Here is an 18,443-nt window from a genome sequence, read left to right as displayed (position 1 = left end):
AAAATAAGTCACACCCACAATCCACGTAGTATTAACGACAGCGTTCAACTCAACGCCATGAGAATCTAAATGAAGATCCATACCCTTTCGGGCTACATTCAACACATCTATCTAGCAGAGCACGAGCATGGCTTACTGCTATTAGATGGGTGTAGTCGCGCCGATGTAGAAACGGTGAGCCAGTTTATTACTGAGACCTTACATCGGCCTTTAAGCGACCTAAAATTGATTGTGGTAACGCACATGCACCCTGATCATGCTGGTGGCGCTGCAAGAATTAAGGCGTTAACCGGGGCGTCTATTGCCGCGCACCCAAAAGCAAAAAGCTGGTATGCTGGCTTAATGGGCAGAGCAGCCCACGCCATTGATTTGGGCCTGACGTGGTGGGTAGCAAACCGCATAGGTAAGCAGCGTGAGTCTATTTGGTATAACCCTGTATTGCGGGCTGATATCTTGCTGGAAGACGAGCAAAATCTGCCCTTTTTTAACGAGTGGAAGGTACTTTATTCTCCGGGGCACACTGACCACGATCTTACCATTATGCACGAACCTACGCGGCAAGCGTACGTGGCCGATTTATTGGTAAAAGTAAAAGGTGAGTTAGTACCACCTTATCCCTTATGCCACCCAAATCAATATCGAAAGTCGCTACAACGTATTGCGCAGTCGTCTATAGAAACTATTTTTTGCGCCCATGTTGCACCGGTACAGTTGGCTGATATTCCTTTTGATCACGTTATCGAGAACGCGCCTACCTTGCCAAAGAATCACTGGCACTCAGCTAAAAACCGTATAAATCGAAAGCTGTTTGGCAAAACCGCTCAGCACTAGTGGGTTCAGTAAAAGTGCATATTGCAAAAGTGCGAAGGCGGCTTTATCTAAAGGCGCTTTAGCCAAAGCCAGCATACTAAATTCGGTTAATGCATATTACCCCTGAGTAAATTGCTCGTAGGCTAACATGGCATCAGCAGCGTACATCAGTGACGGGCCACCGCCCATATAAATTGCCATCCCTAGTGTTTCTTCTAACTCTTCTTTGGTTACGTCTAAATCGACCAATGCTTTTACATGAAAGCCAATGCAGCCGTCACACCGCGTTGAAATACCAATGGCTAATGCAATTAGCTCTTTGGTTTTTTTATCTAGGGCGCCGTCTTGAGTTGCTGCTTTCGCCATAGCTGAAAAACCTTGCATGGTGTCGGGTATGCCAGCGCGAAGAGACTTCATGTTATCTGAAATGCGTTTAGTTATATCAGGGTACGACTTGCTCATTTGATGATCCTTTTTACTATTAACGGTAAAGACTAAGCACAAAGTAAAAAAATTCTTATATGCATATAAGCTTATGTATCAGTGCATCATATAGTCGTCAACTTAGATTAAGGTGAAATTGCGGAAGTTGTAACAAAACGTGCAATATGCTTGTCTTACATCAATTAATGACCACATTATGTAGAGGCACGTATGGTTAAGTGCAACTAAAAGGGAACGGGTGGCTCATGCAAAACAGTTTGTCTTCTTTACTTGATAAGGTGCGCTTAGCCGCGTCAGCATCAGGGGAAACCCTGTCTGATATTTTCAGTAAAGAAACCCATAGATTTACCATTACCGGCTTAAGCCGAAGCGGAAAATCTATGTTGTTCACCAGCTTAATGACCATGCTGAAAAGTCGCAGCGAAGAAGGTTATGCTTGTATGCCTTTGTTGCGATATCTTCCGCCTTCACAGGTAGAATTCATGCGGATTGAACCCATAGACGGGTACAAGCCTTTCCCTCTCAAAGAGAACATGGATGCGCTGGCATCAGGTCGGTGGCCTGAGGCTACCGAAGAAGCTTATGGGTTTAAGCTTGTTGTGCGGTTAACACAAACCATGAGTATTAAGCGCCACCTTTTGCCCCACACCGATATTGTTTTTGAATTTATCGACTATCCAGGGGAGTGGATAACCGATATTCCTATGCTAGGTAAAACCTACGCTCAGTGGTCTGATTCTGCATGGGCGCAATTAAGTAGCGGGCCTCAGCAGCATTTTGCGAATGAGTGGAAAACGGTGGTTAACGCCTTTGACTTCGAACAACTGCCCACACAAGAGAACATTAACGCGCTCGTGAGTGCCTATCGACATTATTTAGTGGTGGCGAAAAAAAATGGAATATCCTTGCTACAACCCGGCAGCTTCTTATTAGATTCGAGTGATTTTGATTGGCAGCAGTTAGGCTTTGCGCCGTTACCATCAAGTATTACCAGCGATGTATCTCATCCTTGGTACAAGGTATTTGATGCGCATTTTACGAGGTTTCAAAAAGACTGGTTAACGCCGTTAAAGCAGTCTGTATTTCGGGAAACCGACAAACAAATTATTTTGGTGGATTTATTCGAAGGGTTAAATCACAGCCGTCAGCATTTGTATCAATTAAAAGAAACGCTTAGTCATTTGGCCGACACCTTTGTGTATGGCCAAACAGGGTGGTTTGCCCGCAATGTTATGCGCAAAGAAGCCATTGGCCGAGTGGCTTTTGTAGCCACAAAAGCTGATTTAATCCCGGTGTCTGAGCGCGAAAACTTGTTATCGTTACTCAAGCAGGTTACTGAAGGTGCAAGAGCTCGGTTTGTTGATAAGCCTATTAAATTTGAGCATTTTTTAGTATCGGCAATACAAGTCACGGATGAAGGCAGCTCGCCAAATGCACTGCGTTATCAAGATGCCGAGAATGGTTATGTAGAAGCGGCATTTGAACCGATACCGGCTTCACTTAAAGCCATGGAAGCAGATGCACATTTTCCAGTATTGAACACCCAAGTGCCGCAAGACTATATGGCGCGAATACTATCCGGCAGAGGGTTGGACAGACTACTCCAGTTCTTGTTGGCCGAAGGAGTTTCCAATGAATAAACAAGACTCGATGAGCGAACAAAGCTCGATAGATGAACAAAGCTCGATAGATAAAAGTACCGAGAAACCGACAAGTGCAGCTCCGCCGGCCTATCGCCCCAAAGTGGTACAGCAGCGCCTTGATATTAGGCCCCCCGATACTGCAATGCCCGCAAAAACTGAAACCAACGAATGGCAAATGGACAGCGCAAAAGCGCGTATTTCTACTGGTGGGTTAACCTTGGGGCTAGGTGTACTTTCCATTATTGGCTTCTTTGTTTTCGATGCCTACACCACGCTTACGGCAAGCGTAGCCGAGCATCCCATTGCTAGCACTGCTTTGGCCGCACTACTTAGTGGTTTTGTGGCCTGTTTCAGTTATTTGAGCTTTCGAGAATGGCGAGGTTATAAGCAAATCAATAAGGCCATTGATGATGGGCAAACTATCGCTTCGTTAACCGGTGAAGATAGCATTGAGACCGTCGACAAAGTACTCAAACGCCATGGTAGCCGTTTTACCTCATCGTCTTATGCTGCGCACTGTTTCGCTATTTACCAAAAGCAGCTTCACAATGATATGTCTGCTAAAGAGCGGCTGGGGCTGTATCACGATACGGTATTAAACGCGGTGCAGCAAAAAGCGCAAAAAGTACTTAACAAAGAATCGATTACCGCAGGAAGCTTGGCATTTATTAGCCCAAATAACTTAATTCAAACTTTTGCAGTCATGTGGATAAGCTTTCGTACCATAAGGCGCATGGCCAAAATTTATGGCCTTCGACCTGGCACCATAGGCAATTGGAAACTACTCGGCGTACTTGCCCAAAATATTGCCGCACAGGGGGTATTCGACTTGGCTACCGATGAAGTAGCCAATCAAATTGGCGGTTCGTTAAGTGCAAAATTTATGGAGAATTCCGCTGAAGCCGTCGCCGCAGGGGCGCTTAATGTGCGTTTAGGAAAGGCGTTAATGAAGCTATTAAAATAGGGCGAATAACAGCGTTATTCATAACGCTGTTATTTTCCAAATGATACCTTTTACAAGCATGAATACGTGACGAAAAGTCGATGTATCTTGCTAAACTACCCCCGCACTACAGGGCTTTTTTAGTTGGCATTACAACGTTAGCAAATATAAGCCCTGCTACTAGCGACATAAAAATCAAGAACACTTCTTGACCTAAATGATCAGCTTGTACAAAGTCTTGCCCCGAAATAAACGAGTTCAACCCAATATAAGTTTTAGACCCCGGCACCAATACAATTAGCCCATGCATAGCCACAATGGTAGCAGGCTGATTTGCAATGCGGGTGAAAGCATTGGCAAAAAGCCCTAGGGCGAAGGCTCCCACGAATGCGCCTAATCCGGGGCTCATGTAATCAGAGCTCCACGCCGTGGCACTGTATGCAATAAAGGCCGCCGCCATGGCCCATGGAATATGTTTAACCCGGGTGCGAAAAATAGCCACTAGCGCTAAACATAATAGAAATACCGATAACCACGTTGCCCAATAAGGCAAAGACTCAGCCGGTTGGTATACGTTCTCGCCAAATAAACTAAAGCCTGCCGATACGCCTAAAAAAGCACCGAAATAAAGCTTAAACAACTGCATTACTGCATCCATGGTGCGAGCAGTGCCCGATACCATATTGCGGGACGAAAGCTCGGCAAGCCCCATGGTAAGGGCAAGCCCAGGAACAAATACTATTACCGAGGAAAGTACAATAAGAGGAATGTTAATACCTGGGTCGATGTAAGTACCAATAGCACACGCGAGTAGGGCAGCAATGAAAGCGGTAGCCGGTTCTAGCATTAAATTAACCCGCTTAGAACGCTCGGACCACAATGTCCATACATAGGCAAGTAAGCCTAGTAAACCTGACCAACCAATTTCAGCCCAGCTTGCACCCATTAGCATGGCAAAGGCGCTGGTAGCCATACCGAAGGCGCCACCCGTAAGCCATTTCCCATAGGGGCTACCCATAGCATCAATTTCATCAAGGCGTTTATCGGCTGCTGCTAGAGTAAGCTCACCGTTTAGTAGTGAGCCTGCAAGCTCATCGGTAAGTGATAGCGCGTTCATGTCTAGGTCGCCGGGAAGTAGGCGAGAAGCATGATTGTATTCATCTTCGTGTCTGTCACTCCAAATAACAAAAGTTAATGAAGTCGGTGTGGAAATAAATGAAGCGTGCACGCCTAAGTAGGTGGCAACTTCTAGTAAGTAAGCTTCTAGTCGAAAAGCAGGCGTGCCGTATTTGTGCAGCATTTTGCCAAGCTTTACAATAAATCTCCGAATTTGAATAAATTCTACAGTGTCCAACGACTTGTCCTACTTGGGGGTTATTTTTTAATAAAAATAAAAGTGCATTCACCGCTAAGTGCGGTAGCGAAATAAGCCAAGCCTGAATTTTTGAGTATAAAAAGGCTTGGCTAAAATTTGCGCGGATTGTAGAGGCAAAATAAGCATAACGCAAAAAACATTTATTAAATTTTCACGTTAGAAAAACTAATGCTTTTTTCTACTAAGATGCGTCACTAGGAAGGCGCTTATTTTGTGGAAGATCCCCAGGAGGGCCATCATCACGAAGACCTCCAGGAGGGCCACCAGGAGGATGATCAACAAGACCACCAGGGCCACCTCGCTTGGTATCGCACTGCATACTGTCACCCTGTATAGCGCAACCTTGAGGTGCACTGAAACAGGCTAAAATTTGGTTACTTCCGGCATCGCCAGCATGGTAGTGGTAACCGATGTCACCCTCTTTCTCTTTATCAACGCTACTTCCATCTAGAGCATGCCCGCCGCAGTCATCAAGATCATCAGGTACTTGTCCATCAGGGAGTTTACGTTCAAAAATAGTAAAACCGTCTAGTGCTACGCCTAACATTTTGCCGTGGGTAGAAAGCGCAGTATCAATAGATGAGCATTCGGTAATGGCATGGTAATGGTACCCAACATGAGGGTTAACGTGTCCGCCACAGTCATCAAAGGGGGCAAGAGTGTAAGCCCCTAAAATGGCATCAACTGGCGCAGGCGCATCCATCTTAATACCGTTGAAAGCAAGGCCTACTCCACCATGAGGGTCGAATTGGGTAATGCGTGATGCTTTTTTAGGGTAGGCGGGAATAAGGTATTTTTGTGGTTCAACATCTTCCGCGTATTCAGGTTGGCATTCAACGCAGTAGTTCTGATATTCGGGGGCAACATCGGGGCGCGCAGCAGCAAGGCAGGCATCTTTGCTATCGGTCACTTTAACTTCACCCGTTTCAGGGTTAAACAGCTGCCAATTGTCATCACTATAGAAGGTGGCTAGGTTTTCTATAAAGTTGCCATCCGCATCGTATACTTGGTTATCACTCAACCAAATTCCCGCGTCTTCAGCGGTATCGTTAATATTACGCGGGCACCACGGCCCTTTGTCGTGCCCAACGTCTATACCGCTATTTACCGGCATAGTAACGATATAACACGAAGATTCACTGCCATCGCTCAATGTACAGTCTACAAGGCCATCACTAACAATCACGTCATCAGTAAAGTATTCGGTAGTGGTTGGGAGTGAAGCGTTTGTACTTTGTTTTGTTGATTCTTTTTTTGGGTGCTCGTGGGAGTCTGGGTTGGAATGATCGCCGCACGCGGCAAGTGAGCTTAGGGTAAACACACCCATAACCAACGCTAGTCTTCGTAGTTTGTTATTCTTCATTGCTATCCTTTTCCACACGGTTAAAACAAAGCTGCTTAGTAATAGTAGCTTACAGAGGGCTTTTTGGATTAACACTCAGAAACAATAAGTATTACTCATCGCTTACATAGCACGACGAGGCCATGTCTTAGCCATATATAACGGCCAAAAACAAACAAAAGGGTGTGACAGAAAATAAGGTATTTATTGAATGGCTAACTAAAAGCCATCCAATCTTTCCATACCGGCTCCAACCCTTTTGCTTCAATGGCGGCGGCTACCAAATTTACAGCGCGGGTGTCATCTATATCAAACTGGTTAAGCGCTTCTGAAGGCGCACTATAACCGCCAGGTTGAGTTTGCGACCCTGCTGACATAGAGGTAATACCTAGTGGTAACACACCATCGCGAAATCGCGCCGATTCACGAGTAGATAGGGACAGTTCGGCTTGTGGGTTAAACAAACGGTGAGCGCATATCAATTGCAACAGTTGCGTTTCGTTAGGAAACTGCTGGGTTAATAAATTAACTGAATCGTTGGTATTGCCTTCGCACTGTCGTAAGCGCGGGAAAGAAATAGCCACCCGACTTCGCCAGTAATGCTGCTGAATAAGCTGGCCGTGCAGGGCAGTCATCACACTATCGGTACGCCAGTCACCTAACCCTAATAATGCGCCAATACCTATTTTATCAATACCTGCTGCGCCAATACGATCGCTGGCCTGCAAACGCCATAAGAAATCCTGCTTTTTGCCCCGAGTATGGTATTTTGCGTACGCTTGAGGGTTATAGGTTTCTTGGTAAACTAATACCGCATCCACCCCTAGGGTCTTTAAGGTTTCATAGTCTTTTTGTGGCAACGGCTGCACTTCCATCATGACGTTGCTCGCTTTAGCCCTTATTGCCGGTAGCACTTCACTAAAATAAGGCATGCCTACCTTTTGCTCGTGCTCGCCTGTTACCAGCAATACTTGTGAGAACCCCATATCGGTAATGGCGGCTATTTCTCTTTCTATTTGGTTTATGTTCAGCACTGTGCGCTTTATTTTGTTACTCATGGTGAAGCCGCAATATGTGCATTCGTTCGCACACAAGTTGGCAAGGTATAGTGGCACAAATAACCCCATGGTATTGCCAAATCGAGCCCGGGTTAGCATTTGAGATTGCGCGGCCATCTCTTCTACATAAGGTGTGGCAGCAGGTGATATCAACGCCATGAAATCATCTAAATTACGGCTGGTTTTACTCAGCGCTTGCTCTACGTGCTTGCTGGTTTTGCTTTGAATAGAAAGGGCTATATCTGATAAGTCTTGCGACATGAGTGTGCTTGCTATACGCATGACTAATTACTCCTGCACCAAAAACTGCGTTAAGGGGCTAGAAGGCTGGGCTTCTTGATGAGTAATAGGCATGCCGGCTTCATAAGCTTTACGGCCTATTTCAACGGCTTTAGAAAAAGCGCTCGCCATGGCAACAGGATTGCTTGCAGTAGCAATAGCCGTATTCACCAATACAGCATCTGCACCCATTTCCATGGCAGCCATGGCTTCGCTAGGCTTACCAATGCCCGCATCAACAATAACGGGCACATTCGCTTGCTCAATAATAATGCGCAAAAAAGACGCCGTTTGTAACCCTTGATTGGTGCCAATAGGCGCGCCTAATGGCATAACTGCAGCGCAGCCCACTTCTTCTAACCGCTTACAAAGCACAGGGTCAGCATGGCAATACGGTAGTACATTGAACCCCTTTTTCACCAATGCTTCGGCAGCCTGTAAGGTTTCGATAGGGTCAGGTAAAAGGTGCTGTTGGTCAGGGTGTATTTCTAACTTTATCCATGGCGAACCGAGCACTTCATAGGCTAACTCAGCAGCAAAAATGGCTTCTTGTGCGTTTTTGGCGCCAGAGGTGTTCGGTAATAGCGTAACGTCTAATTCTCTTAAAAGTGCTAAGGAATTATCATGCTCAATATGCGCAGAAAGCCGCTTCATGGCTAAGGTTACTATAGTGCTTTTGGCACTTTTTACGCTGCGTTTCATTATGCTAGGCGAGCTAAATTTACCTGTGCCCATTAATAGGCGTGATGAAAATGTCTGGTTAGCTAAGGTAAGCATTTACCCTCCTGCTACAAGCGTGAAAACGTCAAGCTTGTCGTTATGTTGTAAGTGGCTGTCACCCCAAAGAGGCTTGGCTAAAATACTGCCGTTTTTAGCCACAGCAGTGCCGTCTTGGCTTATGTCTTGGATTACGCCTTGGGCTGTTAGAAATGCTAACACCGACGTATTTGGTGCACAGTTAGCCTGTTCACCATTTAATGAAATATTTATGTGTGACATTGGCATACCTCGCAGTGTTTGTAAGGCGGAAGTGAGAAAGATTGAAACTGTGCGGAGGCCACATTCATGATGGTGTATTGCCCCCACGTAATGTTTACCTTGGGGTTGGCCATATACAGCAGAGCTTGGGTAGCTTGATAGCACGCGGCCATACCTACCACCGGGCCTAAAATCCCTTGGCTGATACAGTCTTCTTGTACTTTGGTTTGGGCAAGCAAGCATGCATAGCAACCATGGTTGTTTTCATTCAACTGCAGGTTTAACGCTTGCCAGCTGTACTGGCTGGCGGCGGCAATAAAAAGTGCTGTGCGCTGGTTAACGCAAGCAGCATTAATGGCTTTTCGGGTAGTGATGTTGTCGCTGCAATCAAGCACGCAATGGGCACCGGATATCAATGAGACTAAGTTACTGCTATTTGCCTGAACCTCGGCTAATTCAATCTGGGTGTGGGGGTTTACTGGGCGCAACTGGGCATAGCTGGCTTTTGTTTTGTATTGGCCAATATGTTCTTGGTTAAACAGCACTTGCCGATGGATGTTACTCTTATCCACAGTGTCGTTATCTACCAGCAACACTTTGCCTATACCTGCACCCACCAAGTAACGCGCAACTAATGTACCTAGCCCTCCAAGCCCGATAACAACAGCGTATGCTTGTTTCAGGCGAGCTTGCCCTTCTTCGACAATGTCATCAAGCAGCAACTGGCGACTGTAACGGCTGATGTCATCGGCAGATAAGTGCACACTATTCATAGCTAAGGCCGTGTTGAACTGATGCGCCAGGCTCGGCAATTCTGTCTCCCCTGTCTTCGCCATTATCTTCGGCATCATTCATCCGCCTTAACAAGTCGTGAAATGCCGCAGCGGGGTCCGCTGCTTGTGTAACGGCACGCACAACGGCAATACCCGACACGCCAGTACTGGCTACCGTGTTAATTCGTGACAAATTAATACCGCCAATGGCCACCGTAGGGATATCTGCACAAAGCCGAACGTAACGTGAAAGGCGATCGAGCCCTTGTGGTTTGGACGGCATGTCTTTTGTGGTGGTGGGAAAGATATGACCGAGTGCAATGTAAGAGGGCCTTAGCCTTTTAATGCGTTGAAGCTCACAGTAACCGTGGGTAGAAACACCCAACCTAAGCCCTGCACGGGAAATGGCCTGTAAATTCGCCGTTTCGAGATCTTCTTGGCCTAAGTGCACGCCGTAAGCACCATGCTTGATGGCTAGCTCCCAGTCATCATTAATAAATAACTGACAGGGCGTGTTTTTTACCATCTCAACAGCCTTAGCAATTTGTAAAGACTTATCATCTTGAGTGCCAAACTTTATTCGTAATTGAATAATCACGGCGCCTGCTTCTACTAGCGCTTCCAATTGCGATATATCGTTCAGTACTGGGTAAACCCCTAACGAAGTGTCGGTTAATCTAGGGAAATGCATTGGGGTTTGACGCCGGATTGGGTCGTTTTCACCAAAGCGAACGGAAGGGTAGTGTACCGGTGTTAATGGAAAACCAACCAATTCTGCGCAATGTATATGATCGGCAGAACAGACGGAATTGGTAGAAAGCAAGGATGCGTTGCGCACTTTATGCAGGTAAGCATTAGCGAGCGTTAGCGCATCTTGAATATCATAGTCGCTTGCCACAAAACCGGCTAATGCACTGGAAAACATGCAACCTGTGCCTCTAAGGTTACCCATGTTATCTCGGGGTTGTTGGAAAATTCGAATCGCCTGCGCTGACACGAAAGTATCAATTGCTGTACTTTGCCAGTGGGCGTGGCCGCCTTTAACGTAAACAGCTTGAGCCCCACGGGCTATAAGCGCTTGTGCCGCGGCTAATAGAGACTTTTCACAGTGCACAGGCCAGCCGGTTAACTGTGCTAACTCTTTCACGTTAGGGGTTACAATATCCACAGCCGCAATAAGCGCATCAACACTTTGTTGGCTAAGTTCACTTAATACACCTCCTGAAGAACTCACCAACACCGGATCCCAAACAACAAAACAGTTAGCGGTTTTATACTGTTTTATTTTTACTACATGCTCACACAAAAATAGGGCTTGTGCTGTGTTTGCAATTGCGCCAATTTTTATTGCCTTAGGGGGAAGTTCGATTTCTAGCGCTTGCCATTGTGCATTGAGCGTTTCGATACTCAATGCCGATGCACTTCGCATTATTGAATGAGACTGGTTAGCGACTTGTGTGGTTAATACGCATGCATGCACACTTATATCAGCAAGTGTGATGGCGTCGCGGGTAATACCCGCGCCTCCACTTGTATCTATGCCACCAATAGCCCATACAACGGGTTCCTCGCTCATGGCTTGTGTTGCTTTAAATAAGCCTCTTGTTGTTTCTATCACGGCAGCTGCACCTTGGTATCGGCACCGTGATATAGCGCAGCTCCAGAGTTATTAAAGGCGGTAGCCATGTCTTGCATGCCTTTTTCTTGCAGTGCTTTTTCTTGAAGAGCACTGTCTTGTTGCGCAGCTTCCTGATTAGCTTTGGCTACATCTCGCACTTCTTGAGAAATTTTCATAGAGCAAAACTTGGGGCCGCACATAGAACAAAAATGTGCCACTTTACCCGAGGCCTTGGGCAGGGTTTCATCGTGATAAGCGCGGGCGGTATGGGGGTCTAATGCGAGGTTGAACTGGTCTTCCCAACGAAACTCAAAACGGGCTTTCGACATGGCGTTATCGCGAATTTGCGCACCGGGGTGGCCTTTCGCTAAGTCGGCAGCATGTGCCGCAATTTTGTAGGTAATTAGCCCCTGCTTAACATCTTCTTTGTTGGGCAAACCCAAATGCTCTTTAGGGGTAACATAACAAAGCATGGCGCAGCCGTACCAACCTATCATAGCGGCACCAATTCCAGACGTGAAGTGGTCATAACCTGGCGCGATATCAGTAGTTAGGGGGCCTAATGTGTAAAAAGGCGCTTCATGGCAATGGGTTAACTGCTCTTCCATATTGGCTTTGATCATGTGCATTGGCACATGCCCTGGGCCTTCAATCATAACCTGAACATCGTATTCCCAGGCTATTTTAGTGAGCTCACCCAAGGTGCGAAGTTCAGAAAATTGTGCCTCATCGTTTGCATCTGCTACGCTGCCTGGGCGTAATCCGTCACCTAAAGAAAGCGATACATCATAAGCGGCACAAATTTCACAAATATCGCGGAATCGTTCGTACAAAAAGCTCTGTTTGTGATGACTTAAACACCACTTGGCCATAATAGAGCCGCCGCGCGACACAATGCCCGTTACTCGATTTGCGGTAAGTGGCACGTATTCAAGTAATACGCCTGCGTGAATGGTGAAGTAATCTACCCCTTGTTCGGCTTGCTCGATAAGGGTGTCTTTAAACAACTCCCAGGTAAGATCTTCAGCCACGCCATTTACTTTCTCGAGGGCTTGGTAGATGGGCACAGTACCTAAAGGGATTGGGCTGTTACGAAGCAGCCATTCGCGTGTTTCGTGAATGTTGCGGCCGGTGGATAAATCCATAAGCGTATCGGCGCCCCAGCGGGTAGACCACACTAGCTTTTCTACTTCCTCTTCAATAGACGAGGTGACCGCTGAATTACCAATATTGGCGTTAATTTTGACTAAAAAATTGCGGCCAATGATCATAGGTTCTAGTTCAGGGTGATTTATGTTCGCGGGAATAATCGCGCGACCAGCTGCCACTTCTTGGCGAACAAATTCAGGGGTAATGTTTGAAGGCAGGTTAGCCCCGAAGTGCTCGCCTTTGTGTTGATTGCTTAGCGGGCTGTCTTTTAGTGCGTCGCGGCCCATGTTTTCGCGAATGGCAATGTATTCCATCTCGGGCGTGATAATGCCTTGGCGAGCGTAATGCAGCTGTGTCACGTTTTTACCTTCTAGGGCTTTGCGTGGTTTCAGCGTGCGCGTGAAACGAAAATCTTCAGTGACAATATCTTGCTCACGTTGCTTCGCGAAGTGCGACGATACCCCTTCAAGCTGGTACGTGTTTTCGCGGGCTTTAATCCAGTTTTCTCGTAGCGGCGCCAACCCTTTTTGCACGTTAATGGTAACGTCTGGGTCGCCGTAAGGGCCGGAAGTATCGTAAACCCCAATGGGTGGGTTACTTTCAAATATAGGCTTTTCTTCGGTGCCGCCAATTAAGCTGTCGTGCTGGTGAATCAGTCGCATGGCAACGTTAATATCGTCGCGGCTGCCTTTTTCGTAGTGACGAGTAGAATTAGGGTAGGCCTCACCGGCCAATTGATTAATAAAGTCTTGCGCCTGTTGGCGCTGTTCGCGTCGAGTCGACATAGCATTTTCGCCTGTTAGTTTAGGTTATAAAATGCTTGTCAGGAGTGGAGGAGAGAATACAAAGGGCGCAAAAGCATGACCAGTATTGCATGCAAAATCCTGAAGGACAAATTCATGCCATACCACATAGTTTAACTTTTACTATTTACGACTTACCACTTTGTACTTTCTTGTTCCCTTCGCAGGTATTAGCCTGATCAGGTTCAACGGATCCCGCTTTCGCGGTCTCAGCTCACTGGATTAATTCAGTTGAGCACTCCGACAAGTAACTGTAATCAGTATAAAGCGAAAGAAAATAAAATTTCAAGCCTTGTTTTAGCGTGGTAGGGGAAGCGTGTTAGCCGTAAAAAGCTGTTTGAAGTTTATCAAGCAACACACCCTTCTGCTGAGGGCGCTAGTGGATTATTTTGAAGTCGTTTCTGATTGTCTAGTATGCTGGTTGAACAAGTTTTGTGCATTGGTCAAACGAGAAACGATATGCTCAAACTCATCAGGAACTGTAAAAAACATTTTTCCAGAGATAGCTTCTACATGATCTTGATTGACTGCGTGTAATCTTTCACCATCAGGAATTAGTCGCAATCCACCGCTTAAAATAGCTTCAAAATCGACGCCTGGAGTGGACCACCTGTGCTTTTTCATTTCGATAACAGCCTGCATAGCCTCAGTTGTTGCAAGCGGGTCTGCAAATTTGTTTTGTAGTAAACAATCAACATCATACCAATGACGAGCCAACCTGACAGGGTTTGGCTCTTTTGTTTGTGTAGAAAATTGATGAAGAGCCGTTAGTTTTTCCCATAATATGTAATCCTGTTGGAAAGCTTTAACATTGGCTCTGGGTAATTCCAAGTTACTCAAATCTGGACATTGATATAAATAAGTCTCGACATTCAAAGTTTCCGTAGGTTTTCCTCTGTTACGACCGCCAAATTCTAACAAAACATGATCGAGCTGGTAATCATTCGAGCCACGAGTGGTTCGTGGGAAGTGAATATCTATTTTTTCACCTCTGCTACCTGGCTCAATTTCAGCGTATAAACCTTCAATCTGGTACTTATCCAATTCTTGGTTTAGACCCACTAAAAATTCATTACTCCAGTCTTCCAATAGACTTTGTTGTTTATCTCTGAATTTTTTTGCTTGGCTTTTTGATGTGGTGCTTTGTTGCCATGCTTTTAATTCATCTTCTTCAGAGAGACCAGATAAGTCAGCCCAGTGAATTGAAAGATCGATGTCTTCAGAGAAACGCGAAATTGCACTCCAGCATTTACTTAAAGCGGTTCCACCTTTAAATGCAACTGATAGATTACCTAGTAATGACTCATCATAGAGTAATCTTAGTATCTCCGTTACCCAAATGTCTTTCTCTAAAAAGTTTGCAGGTAAGCCGACTGGGTGCTGTTGTGCGCCAATTGTGAATATATCAGTTAAATCTTTATAGTTTTTATTATCGGTATAAAGTTCAAATAAGTTCATGATGTCAAGGTCTGCTTTATGCTAGATAACTTGTTTTTCCAAGTCCTTAAGCTGCTGTTGTTGAGCAGTTTGTTTATCACTACCAATTTTTCTTCATGTGAAATATTGAGACGTTTGAGAGCTGTACTCAATTGTTGCATCGAAGTATGTTCAGGAGATACGAACATTAAACCGCGTAACAACTCTCCTTCAGGCCGATGCTGCCATCTAAGTTTGAAATTAGCAGTATGTTTGATCTGAACCTCTTCGTTCCCTACTTTAAATACACGTGAAGGGCCGGAACTCCAAAACACTGTTTTTAATGGAGCTTGAGTTTGTAGCCCTAATCGGTAGGCAGACTCTAGCCCCTGAGGAACCATCTTGTAGTGATTAGCCTTAGCCCAAGTTATAGCAACATCTTCAGCTTTAGCTGTAATTTTAATAGATGGGAGGGCCGCTAGTGGTTTCGGTCGAGAGTAGATCCCTTTTGCTACTCGAACAATTTCCCCCTCTTTTGTAAGCCTACTCATTGCCTTTTGGACAGCCGTAACAGAGCCTAGAGAATAAAATTTCTCTATTGTAAATGGTGTTCCTCGTTGCATACGAGATAACCTATTATTAACCAATGCGGACACGGACATATCTATTTAAATGCTGACAAATTTATTCTATGGTGAACCCATTGTATCCTACTATTTATGGTGTTTTCAAGGTTAATGATGTCAGGATTGACTGGTGTGACATGTTGCTATATATTCGCCCGGGAAAACACATTCTTAAGTTTTTGGTGGTTTATAAATTGTACTAATTTATATGCAGGCACGATACTATGAACCTGTTATCGGGCGGTTTTATTCGAATGATCTTGTTGGGTATACTGGTGAGGTAGATACGTTTAACAGGTACTTTTATGTCGCAAATAACCTTTTTAAATACACTGATCCGAATGGTGAGGAAAAATATTATAGGCAGGTAAAAGTGACGCCTTATGGAATTGCTAGTGAATTTCAAAGAAGAAGAAAAAAATGGATTTTAATATCCATTGTTTGCAGTTGTGTTTTTCTCCCTCTTCTATTTACCTTGGACAGTTTTGAGGGACAACGGCTGAGCATAGGAATTACTGTATTCACATTAAGTTTAATAGCTTGGGTTGTATTCACATTAACAAGTTTATACTTGCCCGAAATGCGATACTGTGCCATTTACAATAGTTGCTCAGGGCGGAGTTGTATTAAATCCAGACAGTTGCCCCCTATGCAAAGCAATTTTAAAGCCGGAGAACTTATAAAGAGGAACATCAAACGTCTTAGGCAATTTAAACAAAACTTAATTATAAATCCAAAGCCTCGCACTCTGAAGTGACCCCCAGTAATTGGATAGTCCAACTATTAGGGGTCACTTCAATGAGCCCCGTCTTTCTTAGAAATTACGTCTTACCGTAACGCCGTAAGTGCGTGGTTTTGCGTAAGAGATTTGTGAGTTTCCGTAGAAGCCTGATACGTCGAAACCAATTAATTCGTGGTCTGAATCGGTAAGGTTATCTACATAAGCGGCTACGCTCCATAAATCTTCTTTGTCAGTCCAGGTAATGCGTGCATCGGCTTTGAAGTGGCTTTCGATGGTATGCGCAGTAAAGTTTCTTGCGTTGTGGAAAGCTTCTGACTGGTATGAACCGCTTACTAGGGCTGCAACACTGCCGCTGTCTATATCCCATGTGTAGCGTACTAAACCTGATGATTGCCACTCAGGTGTGTAAGGGGGCGTGGTGTCTACAAATACGCCTGAAGCTACTTCTAAATCTTCTACCACAGCATCGGTGTAAGACACGCCGAACATGATGTCTAGTGCATCAATAGGGTTTAATAGTAGCTCAACTTCAGCACCGGTAAATTGCGCGTCTTCGTTGAACACTACGCCAGCATTATTCACCCACGAAAACGACTGATAATCAGAGTAATCATAGTAGAAAATACTACTGTTTAACTGTGCTTTACCGTCCATAAGGGTTAGCTTTGCGCCCGCTTCATAGGCAAGAAGTACTTCGGCGTCGTAGGTGCTAAAACTACCGCCTAAAGGCGCGTTGAAGTTACCTGCTTTTACGCCTCGGTTAATACCAGCATATAAAAGCGTATCTGAGTTTGGTTTATAATCTAACTGTAGCTTTGCAGACCACATGGTTTCATCATTATCCATGGCTACATCTACCAATGGATCAATGCCGTAATCTACTTCAATATCACGGTCTACCAAGTTGGCGTTTTGACGCAATTGGCCATCCATCGACTTATTTTCACGTACTAAACGTAAACCCGATACCAGCACGAGTTCGTCGGTTAAATCGTAGTCAATTTGCCCGAATACAGAGTAGGAGTCGGTATCAATGGTGGCTAACGTGTTTTGCTCTTCACCGGCTAGATAACCGCCCGTTGGGCTTGCAGCTAAGCCTTGCAGGTAGTCGGTTTCAATGCTTAAGTAATAAAAACCTGCCACCCATTTGCTGTTCATAGTGTTGCCGCTTACGCGCAACTCTTCACTGAACTGGGTAATGTCGCCGTCTGATTGGAAAATCAATTCTGGTGAGGCGGTTTGATCTGAATCTAGGCCGATAACACGGGTAAAGTTTTTCCAGTCGGTCACCGAGGTAAAGGTGAAGTCGTCAAAGTCATATTCATAAGTTGCCGCTAGGCCGCGTGACTTAATTTTGTTTTGATCGTCAAAGGCGAAATCTTTATTTACTTTTTCGCCGCTACCATCAGGGTCGATATTACCGTTAAAGTCACCGCCTTGAACTGGGCGCAACGGATCACCGTTAAAGTTACCGTCTACACAAGCGCCAGCTTGAATGGTGTCGCAGCCTAGAGGATCGTCAGCGGCGTAAATAACATCAATAACATTACCAGCAGCGTCTTTAACTTCTGTGGTATTAACTACCTGATAAGGGCCTTCACTTTTTGTGGTATCGGCCCAGTTTGCACTAACCAAAAGGTTAGAATTAGCGCTTAAGTCAAAGTTTAACTGTGCACGAAATGCTTTGGTATCGTCGTTGTAACCGTCTTCGCCGCCACCAATACTTCCGGCACGGGTGTCGGGGGCCGCTTCATCTTCGTACACGTTCTCAAGGATGTTACCCATATGGTTCGCCATCACAGAGATACGGCCCGATACTTTATCGCTTAATGCGCCAGATACCGCACCTTCAAAGCGTTTTTGTTCGAAGCTAGCGAAAGTGAGTTCAGCGTAACCTTCCACTTCTTCAGTAGGTTTCGCTGTAATGGTATTTACCATACCGCCAGTGGCGTTACGGCCAAAAAGGGTGCCCTGTGGGCCTTTTAATATTTCAACACGGGCTATATCGAATAAACCGAATGTTTGCGCTTGTGTACTGGCTAAGTACCCGCCATCTACGTATACCGCAACAGGAGCTTCAGCAATGTCGGCGTAATCGTTTTGTACAACACCGCGAATGTTAAAGATGGCACGTTGACCACCAATATCACCGGCTAGGGATACACCTGGCGTAAACGCAATAAGATCAGTGCTGCTTTCAAAACCTAGTGACTCCATTTGCTCGCCACTAAATGCCGTTACCGCAATACTTACGTCGTTTATGTATTGCTCACGCTTTTGCGAAGTAACCGTAATTTTTTCAAGTACCACCGAATCTGCTGCTGCAGTGTATGAAGATTGAAGTGCTAATCCGATTGCTAAAGCGCATAGCGTCTGTTTCGATTTCATCATGTGTTCCCTTCTTGTTGTTGTTACATCTACAAACTACATAGAAGTATTTTTTT

16 protein-coding genes and 1 riboswitch are annotated in these 18,443 nt (G+C 45.3%); of the genes, 4 read left to right on the top strand and 12 right to left on the bottom strand.

Annotated features, from left to right (window positions below; all coding sequences use genetic code 11):
* Window positions 1-69 precede the first annotated feature (69 nt).
* Window positions 70-831 carry an MBL fold metallo-hydrolase gene (locus C7Y69_RS10740; protein WP_126872692.1) on the top strand — a complete coding sequence of 254 codons (762 nt, stop codon included), beginning with the start codon at window positions 70-72 and terminating at the stop codon, window positions 829-831.
* A gap of 96 nt (window positions 832-927) precedes the next feature.
* On the opposite strand, the gene C7Y69_RS10735 is transcribed toward C7Y69_RS10740, so the two are convergent.
* Complete coding sequence (locus C7Y69_RS10735; protein WP_013786104.1) at window positions 928-1,272, bottom strand: carboxymuconolactone decarboxylase family protein; 345 nt, start codon at window positions 1,270-1,272, stop codon at window positions 928-930.
* A 227-nt stretch (window positions 1,273-1,499) separates the two neighbouring features.
* On the opposite strand from C7Y69_RS10735, the gene C7Y69_RS10730 reads away from it, so the two are divergent.
* Entirely contained in the window at window positions 1,500-2,894 is a 1,395-nt protein-coding gene (locus C7Y69_RS10730) for a YcjX family protein (protein ID WP_057794852.1), read from the top strand.
* Window positions 2,887-3,861 carry a DUF697 domain-containing protein gene (locus C7Y69_RS10725; protein ID WP_126872691.1) on the top strand — a complete coding sequence of 325 codons (975 nt, stop codon included), beginning with the start codon at window positions 2,887-2,889 and terminating at the stop codon, window positions 3,859-3,861. The genes C7Y69_RS10730 and C7Y69_RS10725 overlap by 8 nt, the downstream gene beginning before the upstream one ends.
* Window positions 3,862-3,967: 106 nt before the next feature.
* Here the strand turns inward: C7Y69_RS10725 and C7Y69_RS10720 are convergent, their stop codons facing one another.
* From C7Y69_RS10720 to C7Y69_RS10670, 10 genes are all read right to left on the bottom strand, one after another.
* A complete protein-coding gene (locus tag C7Y69_RS10720) occupies window positions 3,968-5,194 on the bottom strand; it encodes a threonine/serine exporter ThrE family protein (protein WP_013786101.1) in 1,227 nt (408 codons plus the stop codon).
* Between the two features lie 202 nt (window positions 5,195-5,396).
* Window positions 5,397-6,578: a YHYH protein gene (locus C7Y69_RS10715; protein WP_126872690.1), complete on the bottom strand. Its 1,182-nt coding sequence runs from the start codon at window positions 6,576-6,578 to the stop codon at window positions 5,397-5,399.
* A gap of 194 nt (window positions 6,579-6,772) precedes the next feature.
* Window positions 6,773-7,897 carry a 2-iminoacetate synthase ThiH gene (thiH, locus tag C7Y69_RS10710; RefSeq protein WP_126872689.1) on the bottom strand — a complete coding sequence of 375 codons (1,125 nt, stop codon included), beginning with the start codon at window positions 7,895-7,897 and terminating at the stop codon, window positions 6,773-6,775.
* A gap of 6 nt (window positions 7,898-7,903) precedes the next feature.
* Window positions 7,904-8,671 (bottom strand): thiazole synthase, encoded by a 768-nt coding sequence (locus C7Y69_RS10705; RefSeq protein WP_126872688.1) that lies wholly within the window; start codon window positions 8,669-8,671, stop codon window positions 7,904-7,906.
* On the bottom strand, window positions 8,672-8,893 hold the full coding sequence (gene thiS / locus C7Y69_RS10700; protein ID WP_185864163.1) for a sulfur carrier protein ThiS: 222 nt from the start codon (window positions 8,891-8,893) through the stop codon (window positions 8,672-8,674). It lies immediately after the preceding gene.
* On the bottom strand, window positions 8,881-9,645 hold the full coding sequence (locus C7Y69_RS10695) for a HesA/MoeB/ThiF family protein (RefSeq protein ID WP_126872686.1): 765 nt from the start codon (window positions 9,643-9,645) through the stop codon (window positions 8,881-8,883). The genes thiS and C7Y69_RS10695 overlap by 13 nt, the downstream gene beginning before the upstream one ends.
* The gene (thiE, locus tag C7Y69_RS10690) at window positions 9,638-11,263 is read right to left on the bottom strand and encodes a thiamine phosphate synthase (protein ID WP_126872685.1); all 1,626 of its coding nucleotides are present in this window, start codon (window positions 11,261-11,263) and stop codon (window positions 9,638-9,640) included. Before thiE ends, C7Y69_RS10695 begins: the two co-directional genes overlap by 8 nt.
* Complete coding sequence (gene thiC / locus C7Y69_RS10685; protein ID WP_013786094.1) at window positions 11,260-13,197, bottom strand: phosphomethylpyrimidine synthase ThiC; 1,938 nt, start codon at window positions 13,195-13,197, stop codon at window positions 11,260-11,262. Before thiC ends, thiE begins: the two co-directional genes overlap by 4 nt.
* A gap of 157 nt (window positions 13,198-13,354) precedes the next feature.
* A riboswitch (TPP riboswitch) is annotated at window positions 13,355-13,468 on the bottom strand.
* Between the two features lie 131 nt (window positions 13,469-13,599).
* Window positions 13,600-14,673, bottom strand: a complete 1,074-nt coding sequence (locus C7Y69_RS10675; protein WP_126872684.1) for a nucleotidyl transferase AbiEii/AbiGii toxin family protein — start codon at window positions 14,671-14,673, stop codon at window positions 13,600-13,602.
* A complete protein-coding gene (locus C7Y69_RS10670) occupies window positions 14,670-15,293 on the bottom strand; it encodes a DUF6088 family protein (protein WP_041452613.1) in 624 nt (207 codons plus the stop codon). Before C7Y69_RS10670 ends, C7Y69_RS10675 begins: the two co-directional genes overlap by 4 nt.
* Window positions 15,294-15,465: 172 nt before the next feature.
* Here C7Y69_RS10670 and C7Y69_RS10665 point away from each other — a divergent pair, with 172 nt between their 5' ends.
* On the top strand, window positions 15,466-16,014 hold the full coding sequence (locus C7Y69_RS10665) for an RHS repeat-associated core domain-containing protein (protein ID WP_013786091.1): 549 nt from the start codon (window positions 15,466-15,468) through the stop codon (window positions 16,012-16,014).
* Between the two features lie 57 nt (window positions 16,015-16,071).
* On the opposite strand, the gene C7Y69_RS10660 is transcribed toward C7Y69_RS10665, so the two are convergent.
* Window positions 16,072-18,390: a TonB-dependent receptor gene (locus C7Y69_RS10660; RefSeq protein ID WP_260563498.1), complete on the bottom strand. Its 2,319-nt coding sequence runs from the start codon at window positions 18,388-18,390 to the stop codon at window positions 16,072-16,074.
* Between the last annotated feature and the right edge of the window lie 53 nt (window positions 18,391-18,443).

The organism is Alteromonas sp. KS69, from assembly GCF_003989595.1.
GTDB classification, from domain to species: domain Bacteria; phylum Pseudomonadota; class Gammaproteobacteria; order Enterobacterales; family Alteromonadaceae; genus Alteromonas; species Alteromonas naphthalenivorans.
Note: the sequence above shows the minus strand (reverse complement) of the source record. Positions and strands in the feature narration are given on the sequence as shown.